The organism is Sporolactobacillus terrae DSM 11697 (assembly GCF_000648615.1).
GTDB lineage: Bacteria > Bacillota > Bacilli > Bacillales > Sporolactobacillaceae > Sporolactobacillus > Sporolactobacillus terrae.
In genome coordinates, this window is sequence record NZ_JFZC01000067.1 from 1 (window position 1) to 21,330 (window position 21,330).

Here is a 21,330-nt window from a genome sequence, read left to right on the forward strand (position 1 = left end):
AACGCTTGGATGAGTGGCTCCGCTCGAGAATTCGTCAATATATCTGGAAGTCATGGAAGAAAATCAAAACCCGTTTCAAGAAGCTCCGAAAGTTAGGGATGTCTGAAGCACAAGCATTCACCTGCGCCAATACCCGTAAGGGTTACTGGCGGACAGCCCACAGCAAGACGCTTTGTTACACCCTGACGAATGAAAAGCTGGAGCATCTTGGATTGATTAACCTTTCCAAGATGCTCCAGTCTATTCAAAGTGCCTAAGTTATTGAACCACCGTATACGGGTCCGTACGTACGGTGGTGTGAGAGGTCGGAAACCGAAGGTTTCCTCCTACTCGATTAGGGATGTTCAATGGTTGCGTGACACAAAAATTTTCCTTCTATTATATATGAAGAAAAATCATTTTCCTCAAGCTGCGATACGCTTGTCAATAAACCGTTTCAACCGTGCACTGACCGGAATCATGATTAACGTGAGAGCGGCACCTTTTAGTAGATTAAAGGGCATAACGCCATACACGATTAAGGTCAGCAGGCTGTGGATGCTGCGATTTGCCGATTGTGACATGCCAACCATTGCGTCAATGCTGTATCCGAGAAACAGAGCATAACTTGGGAAAATAAAGTAATAATTGATGACCGCCATAATCACGGTCATTGTTAGCGTGGCTGTAATCATGCCGAACAAAAGCGAGAGAGCTGTTCTTTTTCTCCGGTAAAAGCCCCAAGTAACCAAGATAAAAATCGTTCCAGCAGCAAAGTTGGCAAATTCGCCAACAGGAACGACGGTAAGCGATCCCGTAAGCAGGACATGGAGAATATTCTTAATCGCTTCAATTGCGATTCCGGCTCCTGGTCCTAAAATAATTGCGCCAATGAGTGCAGGCAGATCACTGAAATCCATGGTAAGGAAGACCGGAAAAAGCGGAATTGGAAAGGCGATCAGCATAATTAAAAAGCCAAGTGCAGACAACAGTGAGATAAGTACCATTTTTTTCAAAGATGTGTTCATCAAAATACCCCCATATACGTTTACATTTTGGGGATCATGCGACGTGTAACTGAATTTACACGGTGCTATCAATACGCTTTTACAGAATCTTAACGTCAAAAGAGCCCAAAGGAAGTTCCTTTGGGCTCAATAAAATCAACGTTTCAAAAGCGTACGAAAAAATACGCACAACGACAAATAAACGCGTCACATCATCCTTCTTCCATCCAGACTTTACTGTCGGTTCCGGATTCGCACCGGATCTGCCTTTCGGCTCGCGGACTCTGACATTTGCCATTACCGCCGGTCGGGAATTACACCCTGCCCTGAAGGAACACTATTCAATTACAAAATCAGTATACACCAAAATTGATTAAACAACAATAGCCATCATCCATTGTCTCTCCGTGAATGACCGAATACACAACGAAGGCCGGCTAAATCCACATGCCATTTTGCAGCAGTACGTTCGTTTCGAAATGATTAAATATAATGATCAAGCACAACCCCTATGGAAAGAAGGATACCGAACAAGGTCTGCATTTGGGCGGTTGCTTTCATTGCGGGCATCATCTGAATTGCTTTTGTCTTCATCTGAAAACGTTTGGCAGCTTGAATGGCTTTAGGCAGGCTGGCAAAAACAATCAGCAGCCAAGCCGATTCAACATGAAAGACCATGAGGCCGATAATCCAAGCATAGGAAAAGGCGAATACACTTGCCAGCACCTTGATTGCTTTTTGTCGACCAAGCAAGATTGGCAACGTCAACCGGCCTTTTGCTTGATCGCCTTCCAAATCACGAATATTGTTGGCCATGTTAATGCCACCAACCAACAGGCCAATCGGAATCGAGATCAGGATGCAGTTAAGCGTAAGGGTTCCCGTCTGGATGAAAAATGAAATCCAGATAATAAACACCCCCATGAATAAGCCGGAAATGAGTTCGCCAAAAGGGGTATAGGCGATCGGATAAGGTCCTCCGGAGTAGAGATATCCCGTCAAGATGCAGATTGAGCCAACCAAGGCAATCCACCAACTGCTGTTGGCACAAATATAAACACCAATAAGCATTGCGGTAAAACAGAGTGCAAAAGCGAGTCTGAGAATCGTTTTTGGATGAAAGCCGTCCCGCACGATGCTGCCGCCAATCCCTACGGAATGCTCATCATCCAACCCGCGCTTATAATCAAAATATTCATTGAAAAGATTCGTTGCAATCTGAATCAGCATTGAGGCGATCAACATTGCAACAAATAAACGTATATTGGGACTTTTTACTGGTAATACAAGTGCTGTTCCAAGGGCTACCGGTACAAATGAAGCAGATAAGGTATGCGGTCGGAGCATAAACCACCATTTTTTAAAGCCGGTATTTTTTTCGAGTGCTCGTTCCCCCATCATTAATCTCTCCCACAATTAAAAGATACTGTTATGCAACAATTTAGCAGATTCATAGATTTCACGCACGAAAAATGCTGAGAATTGTCACTAAATTGACATACTCTTGTTCTTTTTTAGTTTATGGAATCGAGAAGCAGGTGTCAATATGAAGAGGGGAATGATTCGTATAAATTGGGAAATTTGTGTTGCACGCTTGAATTTGAAGATCGATGGACAGGCTACCGAAGCGGGCTCAATGAAGATCAGGACTGGGAAGTTTGGACAGGTGTTCCGTTAGAAGGGTTTGAAGCGGATAGGGGGTGTCGGTTTAATAAACGTTTAAGCGTGTCGCACTCAAGGCCGGTCAACGTGATGCCTCGACTCATTTTTTTCTTGTCAGGGGCCCAGCTGCGTATATCGTATTTTGCTTCGCGCTGGTTCCAGCTGACTAAGTTAAACTCCTTTGTCCAACCGCTGTTTTCCGTTGCAAGCACGCCATAGTGCTCAACAATAGCGAATGTTACTTCTGAATTTGAATCTGCCATCGTATAATCACCTCTTCGAATGATTTGAACAAATGTTCTGATATTATTGTAAAAGCAAACAAATGTTCTGTCAATGGTTTATCTGAATTTTTCAAAGTTGATCTTGATACGTTCTGTTATAATTACTGCAAGAAACCTTTTATTTAAAGGAACGCATCAAGGAGTTGTGTGCCCGTGTTAAAATATACCATTGCTTTTTTAAAAATTCATGAGCAGCTATTAATGATTAATCGGCAGAAATCACCCTGGCAGGGAGCATGGAACGGTGTTGGAGGAAAATTGGAACCGGGAGAAACACCTGAAGCGTGCGTGATTCGTGAGATTTGGGAAGAAACAGGAATTGTCGTTCATGATCCGCAGTTTCGAGGGATTGTAACCTGGGAACCAGACAAAGAACCGACACAAGGAATGTATGTGTTCCTTGCCAATATCTCAGCGCAAGCGGTTATGGATTTACCACGCGCGACACGTGAGGGGATATTGGCATTAAAGGATATTTCTTGGATTCTTTCTGAGGATAACTTTGGAATTGTTCCGTCCATCCGTTTCTTTCTGAAACATACGCTTGACGAAACAAAACGCCCGGCAGATTACCACTGCACCTTTGAGGGGGACGAAATTGTCCGCGCAGAAATTCGTCCACTTCACGATAGAGTCCTGCGTTAAGGAAGCAGAAGCAGAATAAGCAGCATTAGACAACCAAGTATGCCGATGATAAAAAGGATCCAGTAATCGGCGCCCATCATGACGGTAAGCAGAGGGGAAAGTACGGTATAAACACCGGCAATGAACAGGATGATACTCACAGTCGTGAGAAATCGTACAGGCTTATTCATGTGCTGCAAGCTGAGTCGTGTCAAAAATGCTTTTTTGCGGAAACAATAGAGAACGATGCTGCATATTAGAAAAAGAAGACCGAGCATAACCCATTTATCCATGTCTGATGAACATCCTTTGTATCAATTTCATTCTTCCTATTCATTATACATAAGCTTTAGAAGAAATTGAGAAAACAGAGCTAATTTTTATATGAAAATTGGCTGTCTCGCAAGGGGGGCTCGAATAAATGTAAACGGCGCTCCGGTCGCTTGGCTCGCGGCTCGCACAGGAAGCCTGCACCTGAGCGCTTGATTCAGCATTTATGCATCGAAAAAGGGTGTCTCAAACGTCTGTTTTCGACTTTGAAACACCCTTATTCAACAGGTTAATGTGTGTGAATCGGCTGTTGATTTGATTCATCCGGAAGATCTGCAGTACAGTGCGCACATTTCGTTGCCTTGATCGGGATCGAGGAGAAGCAGTATGGACAAGTCTTTGTTATCGCAGCGGTTTCTTTTTTCGGAGTCGCTTTTTGCAACATTTTAATGGCACAGAAAATGACAAATGCGATAATGATGAAGTTAATTACATTATTGATAAAAACACCATAATTTATTGTTGGTGCACCGGCTTTTTTTGCTGCTTCTAAACTGCTGTATGTGTGTCCCGATAAATTGATGTATAGACTGCTGAAATCAACTTTGCCAAGCAGCAGCCCGATTGGCGGCATGATCACATCTGTGACAAGCGAGCTGACGATTTTGCCAAACGCGGTTCCAATAATTACCCCAATCGCAAGATCGATGACATTTCCCCGTGCAAGAAACTTTTTAAATTCGTCTAATGTCTTCATATACACCCACCCTGGTCAAGTATTATAACGTAAATCATAGCATTTTCGACATTTTATTAAAAGAAATCCACATTTAGATGAGTAAAACCGGATCAATCGGCGCATTCTATGCTCAGGAGGTTGATTCGGGTGAAGTATCAAAAGCTGATTTATGCCCTATGTGCAATGCTTGCACTTATCGTCATTGCCTTTGTGCACCATCCGCATTTAAGCGCTAATGCAAAAGATGCTCAGAACGGCAAACTGATTGTTTCATTGATCAATGCCAAAAATGAGGAAATGGGTACAGCAAAACTTAGTGAAACAGCAAAAGGGGTACGTATCGAGCTGGAAGCAGAGGGATTAACACCCGGCATTCATGCCATTCACTTCCATGAATACGGAAGTTGTACGCCTCCTGACTTCATGTCTGCCGGTGCTCATTTTAATCCGGAAAATAAGAAACATGGATTAAAGAATCCAATGGGTCCGCATGCAGGCGATATGGTCAATATCTTTGCGGATCGTCACGGTCATGTGAAAACGGTTCTTTTCAATTCGATGGTTACCTTAAAAGAAGGGAAACCCAATTCTTTGCGTGATGCTGATGGTTCAGCGTTAATTATTCATGAAAAAGGCGACGATCAAGTCACTGATCCTTCTGGAAACTCAGGGGACAGGATCTTGTGCGGCGTCATTAAATGAAAACAAAAAAAGATGAATCGACCGCAACGATCGATTCATCTTTTTTTGTCGAATAAATGTATAGAGGCTGGGCGATGCCTGGTTTTTCTTAGTCGGCCAGTAAGGACAGTCCACCGTCGACAGTAATTGTTTGGCCGCGAATCATAAATGCAGCCGGAGTGCACAAAAAGTAGACGGCTTCAGCCAGATCTTCAGGCTTAACGATACGGCCGGCCGGATTGTGTTTTGCTGCTTGCTCGAGCAGTTCCTCGCGATTTGGAAAATGCTTGAGCGCGTCGGTATCTACCGCACCGCCGGACACCGTATTCACCGTGATGTTCATTGGGGCGAGGGCAACGGCAAGATAACGGGTCAATGACTCGACAGCAGCTTTGGACACGCCGACGACAACGTAGTTTGGAAGTGCACGCACTGCTCCGAGACTAGAAAGTGCGACAATGTGTCCGCCGCCGCTTTTGTCCATTAGTTTTGCAGCGCGCTGGGCGGCGAACAGATACGCTTTTGCATTAATATCCTGCGTCCAGTCCCAATGCTTTTCTGTGATTTCCATCAAGGGACGCTGAACACCGGATGCAGCATTGCTGATAAAAACATCAAGCCGTCCAAATGCAGATTCTGCTGCCGCAAACAGTTGATCAATCTGTGCCAGTTCACCGATATTTGCCTTGACAAGTTGAACCGAAACACCATATTGATGTTCAATTGCTTGCTTGGCTGTTTCCGCATTGGTACTTTTACGGGCGTAATTTAGTACCAGATCGTAACCGTTTTGGGCAAACTTCTCAGCAATGGACTTGCCGATACCACGAGTTCCGCCGGTAATCAAAGCCACTTTATTCACCATGTTAATCTCCTTTAAATTGAACTTACTTCGTATACAAATCGAATCAAGTATAGCAAAAGGTTTCGAATAAGGACAAGAAAAAATACATGAATGAACGCTTGAAGTCATGATCTTTTGTCTGGAATAGGGTATGATACGATTAGAATCTTTTTCGTCAAGAAAGGGGCCCAATCGATGGTTATTGTCTATCTAAGTCTTGTGCTGATTGCCGCTGCGATTATCTTTTTTGTCATTTCTATGATGAAAACAGCGCATTTAATGAATGGATCACTTGCGAAAATATCAAAGACCGGTGCAAAACTTCAGGATCAATCCGCAAAGGTTGTGAAAGAAAGTGAAGCATTGACGGTGAACCTTTCCCGCATTCAATCGGATATCATGCAAAAGAAGGGAAAAGTTCAAGACACTGTAAATCAAGCGAAGCAATCAATCCTAAGTGTTCAAGTTGCCATTTGCAAGGGAAAATCAATTTATAACACCATCCGCGCTTCTAGGGTACAGCGATAAATTTAGGCTCGATGTCGATCTGAACATTGCCCTTAACTGCTTTTGCGATCATACAATCCTGTTCGGCTCTATGGATACAGTACTCAAGACGGTCAGTGCCGGTTTCATCGAACGGTTTTAACAGGTAGATGGTTGGCTGGTGAATCACTTTTTCAAAATGGAGACCGCCGCGCTTGGTCACAACACCTTGTGTTTGAATAGCGATATGGTCATAAGCGATCTTTTCTTTATCGAGGCGAATGCCCAGCGTGATCAAAAAACAGGAGGCGAGTGCACCGAGCAGCAGTTCATCGGGATTGGTCCCGATTCCTTTTCCAGACATCGATTGATCAACGGAAACAACGGTTGAGAGACCGTTTGTTTTGATTTGTCCGCTGCCATCCCATGATCCGTTCCACGTTCCCTTAAGTTTAAAGTGAAAATCTGTCATAAAGTTCAGCTCCCAACTTAAAATAAGAAAAGGGACATGCATTGTTTTTAACGTTATCGTACCATAAATCGATTCATTTGGAAGCAGGGGGAAGGGCTTGTGTCAGCAAGAAAAAAAGAGCTTCAATCCAATACCGTCACACCATGGCTGTGGCTGTCTTTGACTTGCGTTTTATTTTTTTTGATTTTGGTTATCGCCGTGCGCCAGCCGGCTGTTCAAGCCTTAGATCGGGCATTGATTAAAAGTCTTGATCCAATCCGAACGCCGTCAATCGTAGCTTTTTTTTCCAGATTTACTGATTTTGCTTCAGGTAAACGGTTGTCGGTCATTATTGCACTTTTTATGGTGTATCTGTTAGTGTACAAGCGCTATCTGTCGGTGATTATTCTGCCGCTTTTTTTTCTGCTGGAGCGCCGGACAAATGCAGTGTTGAAGGACTGGGTGATGCGGGATCGTCCGCCGATGCACCATCTGGTTCATGAGACTGGCTATAGTTTTCCGAGCGGTCATGCCATGAATGCGTCAACCGTATACGGACTGCTCATTTTATTGGTTCTCCCGCTCATCAAACGCAGATGGATTCGGGTGTTGTGGGTGGTGCTCGGGTTTAGCATGATTTTGCTGGTTGGATTCAGTCGCCCATTTCTTCGGGTTCATTACTTTACCGATATCCTTGCTGGATACTGCGCAGGTGGTTTCTTTGTCGGGCTGTCGGCACTACTTTTAAATAGTGTATATAATAGAAAGCGATAACGAACGACTTGACCCACATTATGGCGCAAGCACCAAATACGGCTGAAACTTTTGAATAATCGGCCGATTCATAGCTTCTATGATGGTGTAGCTTTTCACAGTATGACCCCGGGTGTTGTCAGCCTGAGCGGCAGATACAGGGATGGGACGGTAAACACATTACCAAGAATAGTATTCCATTCTGTAATCAAAAATCCTTTTTTGACGACAAAGTTCTCTTTTGCAGCTTTTTGCGCAAAAAATAAGGACAGGAAGAGGGCCTGCCCAATTATAGGCTATTCTTTTTAATTCCACTTCTTAATTGAAGGAGCCATGTTAGCCCGCAAGAAAAAGAAATTGCACCTATAAGGATTCCTATTATAGGAATTCCAAATGTCTCAAATAAATAGCCTAAGCAAGCATATGAGTGTTGCATCACTCCTGAATATGTTGAGTTATGTAATGCAAAAACTCTACCCCTAACTTCTGGCTTTGTATGCACTTGCATTAAATAGCTGCCAAGCGGAATGATGATTTCTGAGCTAATTCGCATCAGGAAGAGGAAAATTGCTCCATAGATGAAACCATTAGATTGTGCCAGTAGGGCAAAAAAGGATTATCCGAGGGCTATGTACTTGATAATGAGACTTAATGGCTAGGTTCTCTTTTTTGTTTTATGTTTGACCTATGCTAAAATTAACAGATGATAAGTAGTTAATCTAGGAGGATCATTGATGACTAAAAAAGGATATATTCTGATGGAAAACGGCGAAAAAATTGAGATCGATTTTTTCCCCAATGAAGCCCCAAATACGGTTGCAAATTTTGAAAAACTGGCCAATTCCGGCTTCTATGATGGTGTAACTTTTCACCGTGTGATCCCAGGTTTTGTCAGTCAGGGTGGCGACCCAACGGGTACTGGGATGGGCGATGCTGGCTACACCATTAAGTGTGAAACAGAAGGTAATCCGCATAAACATGTGGCTGGCGCCCTATCGATGGCTCATGCAGGAAAAGATACAGGTTCTTGCCAATTCTTTATTGTCCATGAGCCGCAGCCGCATCTTGATGGTGTGCACACGGTTTTTGGACAAGTAATCAGCGGTATGGCTACAGTATTGGCCATGAAAAATGGCGATGTTATGAAAACGGTTAAGGTCTGGGACGAAGCATAAACCAATTTTAGGAGGTCTTACCGATGCCGATCAGTAATGTTGGGCTTCAAATTTTGCCCTTTTCTAAGGACAAGGACACCTACGGACTGGTGGATGAAGCAATTAAGGTCATTCAAGAGTCCGGTGTAAAGTATGAGGTAACAGCACTCGAAACGATACTTGAAGGGGAACTGGACGAGTTGCTAGATGTGGTGAAAAAGACGGTCTACGCAACGGTTGAAGCTGGTGCCGATGAAGTTGCGGCAGAAGTGAAGATCCATTTTCGCCCTCAAGGAACATCGATTGAAGAAAAGGTAGGAAAATACCGGAAATCAAATCAGTGATTAAAGCAAACTGAAAAGAAACGAGAAACCGCAGCGCGCGATTGCACTGCGGTTTTTGACTGTTTAACAGGACAGCAAGAAGCAGAATCAATCAATAGAACGGATGTTCTGTGTATGCTATAATTATAGGCAACGAAGCGAACGAATCCATTTAGACTTTCAAGAACAAAACAATGATTGGAGCGAAGATAATGTCTGTTCGATTTATTTTAGGACGCCCAGGGACTGGAAAGACGTCAGCGTGTTTGACGGATATTCGCCGCAAGCTGCAAGAGCAGCCCAATGGGGCGCCGCTAATCTATTTGGTCCCGGAACATATGACCTTCAGTCTGGAATATACACTGGCTTCGACTCCGGATCTCGGCGGCATGACCCGATTGAATGTATACAGTTTATCCCGTCTCGCATTGCGCGTTCTGCAACAGGCAGGAGGAGCGACACGGCAGCATTTGAATACTGCCGGTATCTCGATGCTCCTTCGCAAAATCGTTGAGAATCGAAAGAATGAATTGCATCTTTTCCGAAAGGCGGCACAGCAAAGCGGTTTTTATGACTTGCTTGGTGACACATTAATTGAATTTAAACGGTACTGTCTCGAACCGGAAGAGATTGCTCTCCGAGGGCAGCAGATTAAAAGCGATGATGCAGATCAGCAGCTGCTGAAGGACAAGCTTCATGATCTGTCACTAATCTATCAATCATTTAGTCAGGCACTGGAAGGAACCTATATTGATAGTGAAGATTATTTGTATTTAATGGTTGAACGAATGAATGACGCTGAATTTCTGAAACAAGCGGAAGTGTGGATTGACGGGTTCCAGACGATGACACCACAAGAACTTCTGGCCGTCGAACAACTGATGGGTTTGTGTAAACAGGTCACCATTGTTTTGGGAACAGATCAAATTTATGATCGGCTCCCGGACGAATTTTCTGTTTTTCGTCATCCGGCACACCTGTTTCTCCAATTAAAGGAACGCGCGGAGCTGAATGGACAGACCATTGATCCGATTGTTTTGAAAAGAACGCTCGTTCGTCCGGAGTCTAAGGCGTTGAAAAATTTAACCATGCATTTTGGACAATTGCCTCTGCAGACGAGCGCGCAGACCGATGGCGTTCGTTTGACGGAGGCAGCAAATCGGCGCGAGGAAGTGGAGCAGACTGCGCGCACAATTATCGAATGTGCCCAAGTCCACCATGATCGTTACCGGCAGATGACGGTACTTGTTCGCAATCTTGAAGACTATCGTGATCTCATCGAAACGATTTTTGAAGATTATCGGATTCCATTTTTCATTGATCAAAAGCGCACAATGAAGCATCATCCGCTTATTGAATTTATTCGATCTTCATTAGAGGCTCTTCTACAGAACTGGCGCTATGAGCCTATTTTCCGCTGCGTGAAAACTGATTTTCTTATTCCATTTGAATACGATCTGCAAACCGCACGCGAAGGTATGGACCGATTGGAAAACTATGTGATCGCTCACGGTTATTACGGAAAAAAGTGGACCGATAACGTGAAATGGTCTTATCGAACGTACCACGGCTTGCAGGAACAAGAACGAAGGCAGTCCGATCAAGAGTTGGAAATCGAAAGAACGATTAATGAATACCGCTCGCTGATTGTGCAGCCGCTGGCAGCCTTTGAAGCTGAGCTGAAGGGTGCCTCAACTGTAGCCGAACGCTGCAGCGCGCTCTATCGTTTTCTCATGGGTATGGCTGTTCCTGAAAAATTGGAACGGATGGCAAGAAAAGCGGAACAGGAACACCGGCTCTATGAGGCAAAAACACATGGTCAAGCTTGGAAAGCTGTGATCGATCTTCTTGACCAATGCGTGGCAACCGGAGGCGATGAACCCATATCGCTTCAGCTGTTTGCCAACATCATCGACACCGGACTGGATGCACTGGAGTTTGCCATGGTTCCGCCGGCGCTTGATCAAGTCTTGGTGGGCAGTCTTGATCGCATGCGCGCTTCAGAACTAAATAATGTTTTTCTGCTTGGTATCAACGAAGGGGTGTTGCCGGCAAAACCGGTTGAACAAGGCCTTTTCTCGAGTAAAGATCGAGAGCTCCTGCACGATGAAGGGGTCACGGTTGCCGACGGAGAATCGGAACAGATGGCTGGGGAAAATGAATTAATCTATCGCGCCTTGACGCTGGCCAAAAAAAGGTTGTTCCTTTCCTTCCCATTGGCCTCTGAAGATGGCGAAGCATTGCGGCCGTCGCCACTTATCGCACGTTTGCAGCGCTTTTTCCCAAATCTGAAACAAACCGTTGCGGCCGCATCGCCAAGGGAACTCTCCGATCAGGAACAACTTGCTTTTATCAATACGCCGCGTAAGACGATCAGTACGCTTTCAGCTCAGATTCGTGCATGGAAGAATGGGTATCCAATTGCGGAACTATGGTGGGATGCCTATAACTGGTTTACCGTACATCGTGAATGGGGCAGTGCGGCAAAGATGGCGCTGTCCGGATTATTCGCGCGTAACGATGAGCAACTTAGTTCCGATGCTGCACGTGCATTGTATGGACAAACCATTCAAACCAGCGTTTCGCGAATGGAGAAATTTAATTCCTGTCCCTTTTCTCAGTTCGCTTCTTACGGATTAAACTTGAAAGAGCGCGACGTCTTTCAGCTTGCTGCACCCGATATTGGTCAACTGTTTCATATGGCGATTAAACAGATGACAACGAAAGTTATGAAGCAAAAGCGCAAATGGGATGATTTGTCGCCAGAAGAGTGCGATCATCTGGCAAGCGAAACGGTAGATACACTTGCGCCAAACTTGCAGAAACAGATCTTGACGAGCTCAAATCGACTGCGTTATTTGCAGCATAAATTAACGCAGGTTGTCGCCCGGGTTGCCCGAGTACTCCGCCGTCATGCGCGTTCCAGCGGTTTTTCACCACTAAGTCTGGAGCTTCCTTTCGGCCCGGGTAAGCCGATCCCGGCCTTGCATTTCCCTTTAAAACAAGGTGCGGAAATGGAAGTGGTCGGACGGATTGACCGTATTGATCAGGCGACGGATGAGCATGGACGGCTACTGCTTCGCATCATTGATTATAAATCGAGCGCTAAGAGTCTTGATCTTTCGGAACTCTATTATGGTCTGGCTCTTCAGATGCTTACCTATTTGGACGTGGTCATCACCCATTCGAAAGAGTGGCTGGGCACGCAAGCCGAACCCGCCGGCGTTCTTTATTTTCATGTACACAATCCGCTTCTGAACGTTAACGAAAAGCTTCCACAAGATCGGCTTGAACGCGAACTCTATAAAAATTTTAAAATGAAAGGGTTACTTCTGGAAGATGAAGAAGCGCTGCTTTTATCGGATCAAACGGCACAAGGAAAAATGTCGGACATTGTTCCGTTTGGGGTTAAGAAAAATGGGGACTTTTATAAAGCGTCTTCGCTGGCAGGAAAGGAAGAATTTGATCTGCTCCGCACTTATACAAGGCGAGTCATGACAGATGTAGGCTGTAAAATTCTCGACGGCGATGTAGCGATTGAGCCGTTTAATCTCAAAGGACAAGTTCCTTGTACTTATTGCCCCTTCCGGCCATTTTGCCGTTTTGATCAATCGCAGCCGGGCAATCAGTATCGGATGCTAAAGAAAATGAACGACAGCGATGTGTTGGGAAAATTAGCGCAGTTGGGGGAGAAGCCGGATGAGGACTAAACCAAAAAATGTAACGTGGACGGACGCTCAATGGCGTGCGATCACAGAGCAAGGGCATGACTTGCTTGTCGCGGCAGCCGCCGGTTCGGGCAAAACAGCGGTACTTGTTGCACGAATTATCCAGAAACTGACAGACCCGAATCAACAGGTGAATATCGATGATTTGCTCATTGTGACGTTTACAAAGGCGGCTGCCTCAGAAATGCGTGAGCGTATCGGCAAGGCGCTTGATCAATGTTTGGTTGACGACCCGAATCAGTTGTTCTTACGCCGTCAGCAAGCTCTGCTCGGCAAAGCATCGATTATGACCCTTCATGCGTTTTGTATGTCGGTTGTGAAACATTACTATTACTTTCTTGATCTGGATCCGGGATTCCGTCTGCTTGATGAGACAGAAGCGCAATTGATGCGTGAGGAAGTTCTGGAGGAACGCTTGGAGAAGTACTATGCAGCGAATGATCCGCAATTCTACCAACTTGTTGATCGTTATTCAGGTGATCGAAGCGATGACGCATTGAATCAGCTGCTCCTGCGTATCTATGAATTTTCGATGAGCCATCCATGGCCGGGAAAATGGTTGGATCATTTGGCTGAAACCTATCACGTTGCGAGCGAAACGTCGCTCGATCAATGCCAATGGCTGTCCGAATTAAAAGAATCGCTCGCTCAAACAATTAACGGAACGGTTCATGGAATGAGAAAGGCGGTTTGGCTTTGCGGCCAGCCCGGGGGGCCATCTGTCTATACGGAAACTTTGGTTGAGGAACTCCATGCCTTAGAGCAGCTCCAAGCAGTAGCTGGGGCAGAATGGCAGGTTCTGCGCGCAGCTGTATTATCTATTTCATTCGGCAAATTGAAACCGGTCAGAGGTAAAGAGGTGCTTCCGCAACTTAAAGACCAAGTCAAAAAAATACGTGATACGATAAAAGCACAAATAAATGATTTGCAACAGCAATGGTTCGCACGGCCGGCCGATGAATGTCTGAAGGATCTCAACGATATGGCACCTTCTGTTGATCTGATTATTGAGCTGGTAAAAAGCTTTATCAGGCACTATAAAAAAGCGAAACGACGCAAAGCTGTACTGGACTTTTCTGATCTGGAGCATGAATGCCTTGCGGTGCTGCGCGCTGAGGGTTCTTCGCCCGAACATGAGCGTCCTTCTATAGTTGCCGAACAATTCAGATCGCGTTTTCAAGAAGTCATGATTGATGAATACCAAGATACCAACCGGGTACAAGAGGCGATCCTTCAGCTGATTACAAAAGACGGCGCTAATGGTGGTCATTTGTTTATGGTCGGCGATGTAAAGCAAAGTATTTACGGCTTTCGTTTAGCGGAACCTGGACTGTTTCGTGAGAAATACAAGCAGTTTTCCCGCCCTGATACAAACGGTCAGGTTATTGATCTGTCAAACAATTTCAGAAGCAGGCAGGAAATCATCAATGGAGCCAATTTTCTCTTTCGCCAGACAATGGACGAAAGGGTTGGGGGCGTGGCCTATGATTCTGCTGCTGAACTGTGTTTTAGTGCCAAGTACCCTGAAGAGAATCGTCCAATTGATTTAGAGATCATTAATCGGGCGTCTACTGAGGGCGAACCAGCCGGAGACACGGACGATTTGGACTCAGCAGAATTAGAAGCAGCGGTGATTGCCGACCGAATTCGTGCAATGATTGGCGATGACGGATCGTCTCCGTCCTTTCAGGTTTTCGACCGTTCTCGGGGACAGATGCGAGCGATTCAATTTCGTGATATAGCCATCCTGCTCCGCTCAGCCAGCACAACAGCAGCGGTGATCAAAGAGGTACTCGATCAACGCGGCATCCCGGCCTATGCAGAACTGTCAAATGGATACTTCGATGCGGTAGAGGTATCCGTGATGCTATCTTTGCTTCAGGTGATTGATAATCCAGATCAGGATATACCGCTGGCTGCCGTGTTGCGTTCGCCGATCATTGGGCTACATGCTGATGAACTAGCAGCGATCCGAATGGCTGATCGCCGTTCCGGGTTCTATAAGGCAATGAAAAGCTATTTAACAGAGGGCAAGCAGAAAACGGTTCAACGATTATCCGTCTTTTTAGAAAAGTTAGAGGAATGGCGCGACTTTTCAAAAAATCATGCAGTCTCTGAATTAATTTGGCAAGTTTATCGAGACACCGGTTATTACGACTATGTCGGTGGATTGAGCGGCGGGGCGCAACGCCAAGCCAATTTAAAAGCTTTTTATGACCGTGCACGTCAGTATGAGAAGACAACATTTCGCGGTTTATTTCGTTTCCTTCGCTTTATTGAACGGATGCGGGCTAATGGCAGCGATCTTGGTGAGGCAAGAGCCTTAAGCGAACAGGCGGATGTCGTGCGGATTATGACGATTCATAAAAGCAAAGGCTTGGAGTTTCCCGTCGTTTTTGTTGCCGGAATGAATAAACGGTTTAATTTACGTGATACAGCGGAACCGGCACTGCTTCATAAAGACTTGGGTTTTGGTACGAAGTGGATCAGTCCTGAATATCGCATGAGCAGTCCGACCCTGCCTTATTTAGCGATTAAGGAGCGTATGAAACATGATGCGGTTGCTGAAGAACTGCGTATTTTATATGTCGCTGTCACGCGGGCACGCGAAAAACTCATCCTTATTGGTACGGTTAAGGATGCACTGAAACAAGTTGAAAAATGCCGAGACACGTTGCATCAAACGGATTGGCTGCTCCCGGCCGACAGTCGCTCATCGGCGTCAACCTACTTTGATTGGCTTCTTCCTTCAGTTGCCCGGCATCGGGCGGCAGAAGCACTCCATGAGCTGCTTGAGGATGAACCAAGTAGAACCTCGGTATCTTTGGATCAATCGGCATGGAGGGTACAGCTTATCCCGGCTTCCGGGCTTCGCCAAAATGACGAAGAAAAGAAGCAGATCAATCAGGAACGGCTGCAGTTGCTGAAGCAAGGCAAATCGATGAGTTCCCATTCTGGTGTTCAGGATGAGGTCGCTGATCGATTGGCGTGGACCTATCCTCATGCTGCTGCAGCAGTATCCATGGCAAAACAAACCGTCACAGAAATCAAAGCGCAGCAGGATTACTTTAGCAGCGGTAATGATGATGCACTGCTAAGCGGCTCGGAACGATTTTCAGCGATTGGGCATGATCGGCCGCAATTTTTGCAACAAACTGCTCTATCTGCAACAGAACGCGGAACGGCGCTCCATTTGTTTATGCAGCATCTTGACTTGAAAAAATCAGAAACCCTTGAGCAGCTTAAGGAGCAGGGAACGGCACTTGTAGCAAAGGAAGTCATCACTGAAGCACAAGAGCAGAGTTTTGACTATCACGCCGTCCACGCCTTTTTTGACACCGCTATTGGCAAGAAGATGCGGGAAGCCGGCAAAGTGATCCGTGAATCGCCGTTTAGTCTTGCATTGCCAACTGATGAAGTATATCCGACATGGAACAGAGAAGAAGATCAAGAGAAGGTACTTGTACAAGGGGTCATTGACGTTATGATTGAGGACGAGGATGGATTGATTCTTCTCGACTATAAAACGGATCATCTTGGCCGATTCCCAACGCCCGAGGCCGCCGTCGCTGAATTAAAACAACGCTATGCGGTGCAAATCCGCTTGTATCAGCGGGCGATTGAACAGATTTGGAAGCGAAAAGTAATGCGTGCCGGGCTGTATGCGTTTGATATCGGCTGTTTTGTCGATTTGACGAAAGGAGGAATAAGCAGATGAGGCTGATGCACACGGCTGATTGGCATCTCGGACGAACGCTGGAGGGACGCTCTCGAGAGGAAGAACAAGAGCACGTCATGGATGAGATTTGTACCATAGCGGACGATGCACATGTTGATGCTGTGCTTATGGCCGGCGATGTCTTTGACACGGTTAATCCGCCGGCAGCCAGTGAAGCGCTGTTCTATGAGACGGCGCTGCGGTTGTCAAATAACGGAAAACGTCCAGTACTGATCATTGCGGGAAACCACGACAGTCCGGAGCGTTTAGAAGCTTCACGGCCGCTGGCGGGAAGGCAGGGAATTACCATTATCGGAAAACCGGTTTTGAAGCCATTAATGGTACCCATCGTGACGACTGGCGAGACGCTTGTGCTTGGCAGCATCCCCTATCCTTCGGAATCGAGGCTCAATGAGTGTCTGAGTGAACGAAATGATGAAGAATCAATCAAAACCGCTTATAATGATCGACTTGCTGAGCTTTTTCAACAGCATGCCGCTGCATTTAAAAAGGATACGGTCAACATGCTGATGACTCATCTTTTTGCGGCGGGAGGTAAGGAATCTGATTCCGAACGGCCAATACAAGTCGGAGGTGCCTACACGGTTCATCCATCAGCATTTCCAAAATCGGCGCAGTATGTTGCGCTCGGGCATCTGCATCGACCGCAGACTTTGGCCGATTCTGCGGTGCCGGCACGCTACGCCGGTGCCCCACTTGCGTATAGTTTTTCTGAAGCCGGACATGCCAAATCGGTAACGATTCTTGATGCATCTCCAGGTACGCCGATTGCGATGGAGCATGTTGAACTCAGCTCCGGACGCCCGCTGGTGCGCTGGCGTGCGGAGAAGGGGCTTGAAGAGGTGCATCAATGGCTTGAAGAAGGCCGTGATACAGAAGCGTGGATTGATCTCGAGATTTGTCTAAATGAGGCAATGAATATGCATGATATTCAGGCGCTGCGCAAAATGCGGCCACATCTTGTAACGATACGACCAATCTATCAAAACAACTTAGTGGAACATGATCACCAAGCGCGATCAAAATTGCCCATTGATGAATTGTTTGTTCGTTTTTACAAGCAGCAAACGAACGGTGCAGTTCCAGGAAGTGAGCTTATCCACATGTTTATGCAGCTGATTGACGATCAAGCGGAACGTGAAGCAGCAGCAGGGAGGGACTTGCATGAAACCGATTGAATTGACTATTAGCGGGCTGAATAGTTTTCGTCAGGAACAGAGAATTGATTTCGAAGCACTCTGTGCAGACGGATTATTTGGTATCTTTGGACCGACCGGAAGCGGTAAATCGACGATACTTGATGGGATGACGCTCGCACTCTATGGCACTGTTGAACGGGCGGCCAATAATACGAGCGGCATTTTGAATCAATTGGAACAGCAGCTTTCAGTCGGTTTTACATTTGAACTTTCCGGGGATTGCACCGTTCGTTACCGTGCAGAGCGCAGTTATAAACGGATGAAGGACGGTGGACTGCGTCAAGCAAGCTGCCGTTTGATTAAACTGGGTAAGGTCAAAGAGGTCCTTGCAGATAAAGAACGCGATCTGACTCAATCGATTCGAAAGATTCTTGGCTTAACGCATGACGATTTTACGCGTGCAGTCGTTTTGCCACAGGGCAAATTCGCTGAATTTTTGACCCTGAAGGGGAATGAACGACGCAAAATGTTACAGCGGCTTTTTCATTTAGAGAAATACGGCGATGAATTGTCCGCACGACTCAAACGTGCCGCAGAGGGACGGAAGCAGCGGCTGCAGGTTATTGTTGAAAAACAGGCGGTACTTGGCGATGCCTCGCGCGAAGCGGTAAAGGCTGCCGAAGACCGATGCGCGCAGATTGCAAACGAGCAAAAGCGGATTTTAGAAGAACTCGAACACATTGAAACGCAAAAAGCACATTTTGAGGACGTCCGCAGTCTGATCGATGAGAAGGATAACAAAACGCGTAAGCTTGAGCAATTGAAGCAGGAAAAGGATCATTATCATACGATTAAACGCGAGCTTGAAAGCGATGAAGCCGCTGATCGGTTGGTGCCTTATTTGGAGGCCTTAGTTGATGCAGAACGCGAAACAACTGAAGCGAAACGACTCATGGCGGAAGTAAGCGGCCGTTATGAACAGACAAAAGCGGCTGTGCAAGCGACGGAAATGCAGCATGCGCAAGCGAAGCGGGCTTTAGATGATCAGCTGCCGAAGCATGAGCGTGACAGGCAGCGGCTGCTTGAAGGTGCCTCTGTCCAAAAACAATTGCAAGAGGAGATCAGCACTGTTGAGATTTTGAAGAGAAAACGCTCGGAATTGAAGCAGAAAATTGATCGCGCACGGCTCGCCGTACAGCAGCAGCAAACACAATGCGCGCAATTGAAAGAAATTCTGGAATCCAATGAAGAGAAACGGATGGCACTCACCGTGGACAGTGAGCGCCGATTACGCGTGCAGCATGCACTCCAAGAGAAAAAAGAAATCGATAGCTTGGATCTGTATCTTGAAGAGAAACGAAGTGAATGGATCGGACTGCGCGACCGCCTGCGCAAACTTTTCGAACAGCAAGATCAATTAAAGCACGAACAGAAGCAAGCCGAACAAAAAGCAGCTGTACTAAATGAGCAGAATCAATCGCTCTATAATCGGTCGGTACACCTTTCTCGGTTGATTCGCTCTGCTCGAGCATTTATCGAGTATGAACGAAACAAAATGGAACAGGAACGAGAGAAGATTCACCGTCAAAATCTGTCACGGCAATTGGTGGACACGCTGCGTGACGGTCAGCCATGTCCGGTATGCGGAGCGCTGCATCACCCCAATCCTGCGCCTAATCAAGTCATCTCAGAGGCTCCCTTTGAAAAGAGGCGCTTGGCTTTTGACAAGGCAGCGGAGCAGCTGAATCAAGCGCAACAGCACATCGGGATTTATCGCGCGCAATTGGAACAGCAGGCGAAAGTATTGACGGCATCTTTTGTGCAATCCGATGCGCTTAATCGAGGTCTCCGTGAAGATGAGCCTGCTGATTTTGTAAAGTGGGAACAAGATGGGGTGGACGCGTGTGTGAACCCTATTGAGGTTGCCGTGCGAGAATTGAAACAGGATCTCATCCATTTGGATCAGGCAACGGCTGCATTTCAAAATAAACAGCTGAAACAGGAGACTTTGCAGTCAACCTGTGCGGCGCAGTTCACCATGTATCAGGAAAAGATGCGTTTGCTAAAGGCGCAGGCCAGCGAAAAGAGCGCGTTACGGGATCAACTTTGGAGCAAATGGAGCGCGCAGTATGCTTCTTCTGAGCAGATGCAAGCTGAAGAACAGGAGATTGCATCTTCAGATAAGCAAAGTGAGCAGTTGCGCAAAGAAATTAGTCAATTAAAAGACCAACTAAAGCCGCTGGAGCGGATGCTTGAGAAAAATCTGCAAACGCTGCACGCACTGGAGAGCAAATGGAGTGAGAGCAGCGGGCGGATGGAGGCGGCCGAAAAAGCATTGCAGGGTCGGCGCAGTCAATTGAAAAATTTGCAATTAAGTGAAGAAATGCCGCTTGAGCAGCTGGCATTGGATCTCGAGCAGGACATAAAACGGATCAAGCAAGCGTTTGAGACAAGCAGCCGCGCGGCAGAGCATGCACGTGAAGCCTACCATCTGGCGGATAAGAACGCTACGAATGCAAAATCGCGATTTGAACGTGCAGAACAAATACATCATGAAAAGTTACATAAGTGGTCGAACCATCTGGAAGCTTCTCAATTTGACGCGCGCGAGGCGGTAATGAACGCTCATCTGACCGATGAGGAGCGCATGCGGCGTACAAATGAATGGGAGACTTATGTTGCGCAAAGCAGGAAGCTTGTATCGGAGATTGACGCGCTGTCCGAGCGGATTGGTGGTCAAGACGTCTCCAAAGAACAGCTCAATGCGATCCGGCAGAAATGGACGGAACGGAAAGAAAAAGGTCAAGAAGTCAGCCAAGCGCTGGGAGCAGCAAATAAAGAAAAGGAAACCTTGATAAAAAATCATGCGTTGTTTCGCACGCTGGAATCGGAACGAAAGCGTAACCAAAAAGAATTGGATCAATTTGAAAAACTTCAGCGTGTTTTTCGAGGCAATGCTTTTGTTGAATTTGTTGCGGAGGAACAGCTTCAGCAGGTTTGCGCTGCGGCATCAAAGCGGCTTGGTGAGCTGACTCATGATCGATATGTACTTGAAGTCGATGAGCAGAGCGGCTTCATCATTCGCGATAATGGGAACGGTGGCGTCTATCGCCCCGTCTCATCCTTATCTGGCGGAGAAACCTTTTTAACTTCGCTAGCACTTGCCCTTTCACTTTCGGAACAGATTCAGCTGCGGGGCAATGTGCCGCTACAATTCTTCTTTTTGGACGAGGGCTTCGGTTCGCTTGATCCCGATCTTTTGGATACCGTGGTCACGGCACTGGAGAAACTGCATATGCGCCGTTTAGCAATTGGCGTCATTAGTCATGTACCGGAAATGCGCGAACGGCTGCCGAGGAGGCTTGTTGTTTCGCCCGCCATACCGTCTGGACGAGGAAGCCGCGTCCACATGGAGATGCTGTAATCTTTTGAAGCAGCCTAATCGAAACGAAAGCATTGTTTATCAT

17 protein-coding genes, 1 pseudogene and 1 riboswitch are annotated in these 21,330 nt (G+C 46.4%); of the genes and pseudogenes, 11 read left to right on the forward strand and 7 right to left on the reverse strand.

The genetic code is table 11. The features are described from left to right. Positions 1-257, forward strand: a pseudogene (locus tag AA84_RS19445) (group II intron reverse transcriptase/maturase); the annotation flags it as partial. 147 nt (positions 258-404) lie between these two features. On the opposite strand, the gene AA84_RS0112975 reads toward AA84_RS19445, so the two are convergent. The 3 genes from AA84_RS0112975 to AA84_RS0112990 all read right to left on the reverse strand — a co-directional run bounded on the left by AA84_RS0112975 (position 405) and on the right by AA84_RS0112990 (position 2,911). Continuing rightward, on the reverse strand, positions 405-1,007 hold the full coding sequence (locus AA84_RS0112975) for an ECF transporter S component (protein WP_028977556.1): 603 nt from the start codon (positions 1,005-1,007) through the stop codon (positions 405-407). A gap of 190 nt (positions 1,008-1,197) precedes the next feature. Next, positions 1,198-1,324, reverse strand: a riboswitch (FMN riboswitch). A gap of 145 nt (positions 1,325-1,469) precedes the next feature. Further along, positions 1,470-2,384 carry a 1,4-dihydroxy-2-naphthoate polyprenyltransferase gene (locus AA84_RS0112985; RefSeq protein ID WP_028977558.1) on the reverse strand — a complete coding sequence of 305 codons (915 nt, stop codon included), beginning with the start codon at positions 2,382-2,384 and terminating at the stop codon, positions 1,470-1,472. 245 nt (positions 2,385-2,629) lie between these two features. Beyond that, a complete protein-coding gene (locus tag AA84_RS0112990; protein ID WP_028977559.1) occupies positions 2,630-2,911 on the reverse strand; it encodes a YdbC family protein in 282 nt (93 codons plus the stop codon). Positions 2,912-3,085: 174 nt separating this feature from the next. On the opposite strand from AA84_RS0112990, the gene AA84_RS0112995 reads away from it, so the two are divergent. After that, entirely contained in the window at positions 3,086-3,577 is a 492-nt protein-coding gene (locus tag AA84_RS0112995; protein WP_028977560.1) for an NUDIX hydrolase, read from the forward strand. Here the strand turns inward: AA84_RS0112995 and AA84_RS0113000 are convergent. Both AA84_RS0113000 and mscL read right to left on the reverse strand, forming a co-directional pair. Beyond that, a complete protein-coding gene (locus AA84_RS0113000; protein WP_028977561.1) occupies positions 3,574-3,849 on the reverse strand; it encodes a hypothetical protein in 276 nt (91 codons plus the stop codon). The genes AA84_RS0112995 and AA84_RS0113000 overlap by 4 nt on opposite strands. Before the next feature lie 266 nt (positions 3,850-4,115). Beyond that, positions 4,116-4,583 carry a large-conductance mechanosensitive channel protein MscL gene (gene mscL, locus AA84_RS0113005; RefSeq protein ID WP_028977562.1) on the reverse strand — a complete coding sequence of 156 codons (468 nt, stop codon included), beginning with the start codon at positions 4,581-4,583 and terminating at the stop codon, positions 4,116-4,118. A gap of 129 nt (positions 4,584-4,712) precedes the next feature. Here mscL and AA84_RS0113010 point away from each other — a divergent pair, with 129 nt between their 5' ends. Continuing rightward, positions 4,713-5,267: a superoxide dismutase family protein gene (locus AA84_RS0113010; RefSeq protein ID WP_028977563.1), complete on the forward strand. Its 555-nt coding sequence runs from the start codon at positions 4,713-4,715 to the stop codon at positions 5,265-5,267. An 88-nt stretch (positions 5,268-5,355) separates the two neighbouring features. Here the strand turns inward: AA84_RS0113010 and fabL are convergent, their stop codons facing one another. Further along, a complete protein-coding gene (gene fabL, locus AA84_RS0113015; RefSeq protein WP_028977564.1) occupies positions 5,356-6,111 on the reverse strand; it encodes an enoyl-[acyl-carrier-protein] reductase FabL in 756 nt (251 codons plus the stop codon). A 174-nt stretch (positions 6,112-6,285) separates the two neighbouring features. On the opposite strand from fabL, the gene AA84_RS0113020 reads away from it, so the two are divergent. Further along, positions 6,286-6,618, forward strand: coding sequence for a hypothetical protein (locus AA84_RS0113020; protein ID WP_028977565.1), 333 nt, complete (start codon positions 6,286-6,288; stop codon positions 6,616-6,618). Here AA84_RS0113020 and AA84_RS0113025 read toward each other — a convergent pair. Next, entirely contained in the window at positions 6,602-7,048 is a 447-nt protein-coding gene (locus AA84_RS0113025; protein ID WP_028977566.1) for an OsmC family protein, read from the reverse strand. The genes AA84_RS0113020 and AA84_RS0113025 overlap by 17 nt on opposite strands. 99 nt (positions 7,049-7,147) lie before the next feature. Between AA84_RS0113025 and AA84_RS17895 the strand changes: the two genes are divergently transcribed. The 7 genes from AA84_RS17895 (at position 7,148) to AA84_RS0113060 (ending at position 21,287) form a co-directional block, all read left to right on the forward strand. Beyond that, positions 7,148-7,801 carry a phosphatase PAP2 family protein gene (locus AA84_RS17895; RefSeq protein ID WP_051578027.1) on the forward strand — a complete coding sequence of 218 codons (654 nt, stop codon included), beginning with the start codon at positions 7,148-7,150 and terminating at the stop codon, positions 7,799-7,801. Positions 7,802-8,514: 713 nt separating this feature from the next. Then, a complete protein-coding gene (locus tag AA84_RS0113035) occupies positions 8,515-8,955 on the forward strand; it encodes a peptidylprolyl isomerase (protein ID WP_028977567.1) in 441 nt (146 codons plus the stop codon). A 23-nt stretch (positions 8,956-8,978) separates the two neighbouring features. Beyond that, complete coding sequence (locus AA84_RS0113040) at positions 8,979-9,278, forward strand: thiamine-binding protein (protein ID WP_028977568.1); 300 nt, start codon at positions 8,979-8,981, stop codon at positions 9,276-9,278. Positions 9,279-9,469: 191 nt separating this feature from the next. Beyond that, positions 9,470-12,967 (forward strand): helicase-exonuclease AddAB subunit AddB, encoded by a 3,498-nt coding sequence (gene addB / locus AA84_RS0113045; protein ID WP_028977569.1) that lies wholly within the window; start codon positions 9,470-9,472, stop codon positions 12,965-12,967. Beyond that, a complete protein-coding gene (gene addA / locus AA84_RS0113050) occupies positions 12,957-16,703 on the forward strand; it encodes a helicase-exonuclease AddAB subunit AddA (protein ID WP_028977570.1) in 3,747 nt (1,248 codons plus the stop codon). The genes addB and addA overlap by 11 nt, the downstream gene beginning before the upstream one ends. Beyond that, positions 16,700-17,902: an exonuclease SbcCD subunit D gene (locus tag AA84_RS0113055; protein WP_028977571.1), complete on the forward strand. Its 1,203-nt coding sequence runs from the start codon at positions 16,700-16,702 to the stop codon at positions 17,900-17,902. Before addA ends, AA84_RS0113055 begins: the two co-directional genes overlap by 4 nt. After that, complete coding sequence (locus AA84_RS0113060) at positions 17,889-21,287, forward strand: AAA family ATPase (protein WP_028977572.1); 3,399 nt, start codon at positions 17,889-17,891, stop codon at positions 21,285-21,287. The genes AA84_RS0113055 and AA84_RS0113060 overlap by 14 nt, the downstream gene beginning before the upstream one ends. Positions 21,288-21,330: the final 43 nt, after the last annotated feature.

What these genes read in the sequence shown, in the direction of transcription:
- addB (WP_028977569.1), top strand. Translation starts at nt 9,470, where the DNA reads ATGTCTGTTCGATTTATTTTAGGACGCCCAGGGACTGGAAAGACGTCA.
- AA84_RS0113000 (WP_028977561.1), bottom strand. Translation starts at nt 3,849, where the DNA reads ATGGATAAATGGGTTATGCTCGGTCTTCTTTTTCTAATATGCAGCATC.
- AA84_RS0113025 (WP_028977566.1), bottom strand. Translation starts at nt 7,048, where the DNA reads ATGACAGATTTTCACTTTAAACTTAAGGGAACGTGGAACGGATCATGG.
- AA84_RS0112990 (WP_028977559.1), bottom strand. Translation starts at nt 2,911, where the DNA reads ATGGCAGATTCAAATTCAGAAGTAACATTCGCTATTGTTGAGCACTAT.
- AA84_RS0112985 (WP_028977558.1), bottom strand. Translation starts at nt 2,384, where the DNA reads ATGGGGGAACGAGCACTCGAAAAAAATACCGGCTTTAAAAAATGGTGG.
- AA84_RS0113060 (WP_028977572.1), top strand. Translation starts at nt 17,889, where the DNA reads ATGAAACCGATTGAATTGACTATTAGCGGGCTGAATAGTTTTCGTCAG.
- AA84_RS0113040 (WP_028977568.1), top strand. Translation starts at nt 8,979, where the DNA reads ATGCCGATCAGTAATGTTGGGCTTCAAATTTTGCCCTTTTCTAAGGAC.
- AA84_RS0112975 (WP_028977556.1), bottom strand. Translation starts at nt 1,007, where the DNA reads ATGAACACATCTTTGAAAAAAATGGTACTTATCTCACTGTTGTCTGCA.
- AA84_RS0113020 (WP_028977565.1), top strand. Translation starts at nt 6,286, where the DNA reads ATGGTTATTGTCTATCTAAGTCTTGTGCTGATTGCCGCTGCGATTATC.
- AA84_RS0113055 (WP_028977571.1), top strand. Translation starts at nt 16,700, where the DNA reads ATGAGGCTGATGCACACGGCTGATTGGCATCTCGGACGAACGCTGGAG.
- addA (WP_028977570.1), top strand. Translation starts at nt 12,957, where the DNA reads ATGAGGACTAAACCAAAAAATGTAACGTGGACGGACGCTCAATGGCGT.
- AA84_RS0113035 (WP_028977567.1), top strand. Translation starts at nt 8,515, where the DNA reads ATGACTAAAAAAGGATATATTCTGATGGAAAACGGCGAAAAAATTGAG.
- fabL (WP_028977564.1), bottom strand. Translation starts at nt 6,111, where the DNA reads ATGGTGAATAAAGTGGCTTTGATTACCGGCGGAACTCGTGGTATCGGC.
- mscL (WP_028977562.1), bottom strand. Translation starts at nt 4,583, where the DNA reads ATGAAGACATTAGACGAATTTAAAAAGTTTCTTGCACGGGGAAATGTC.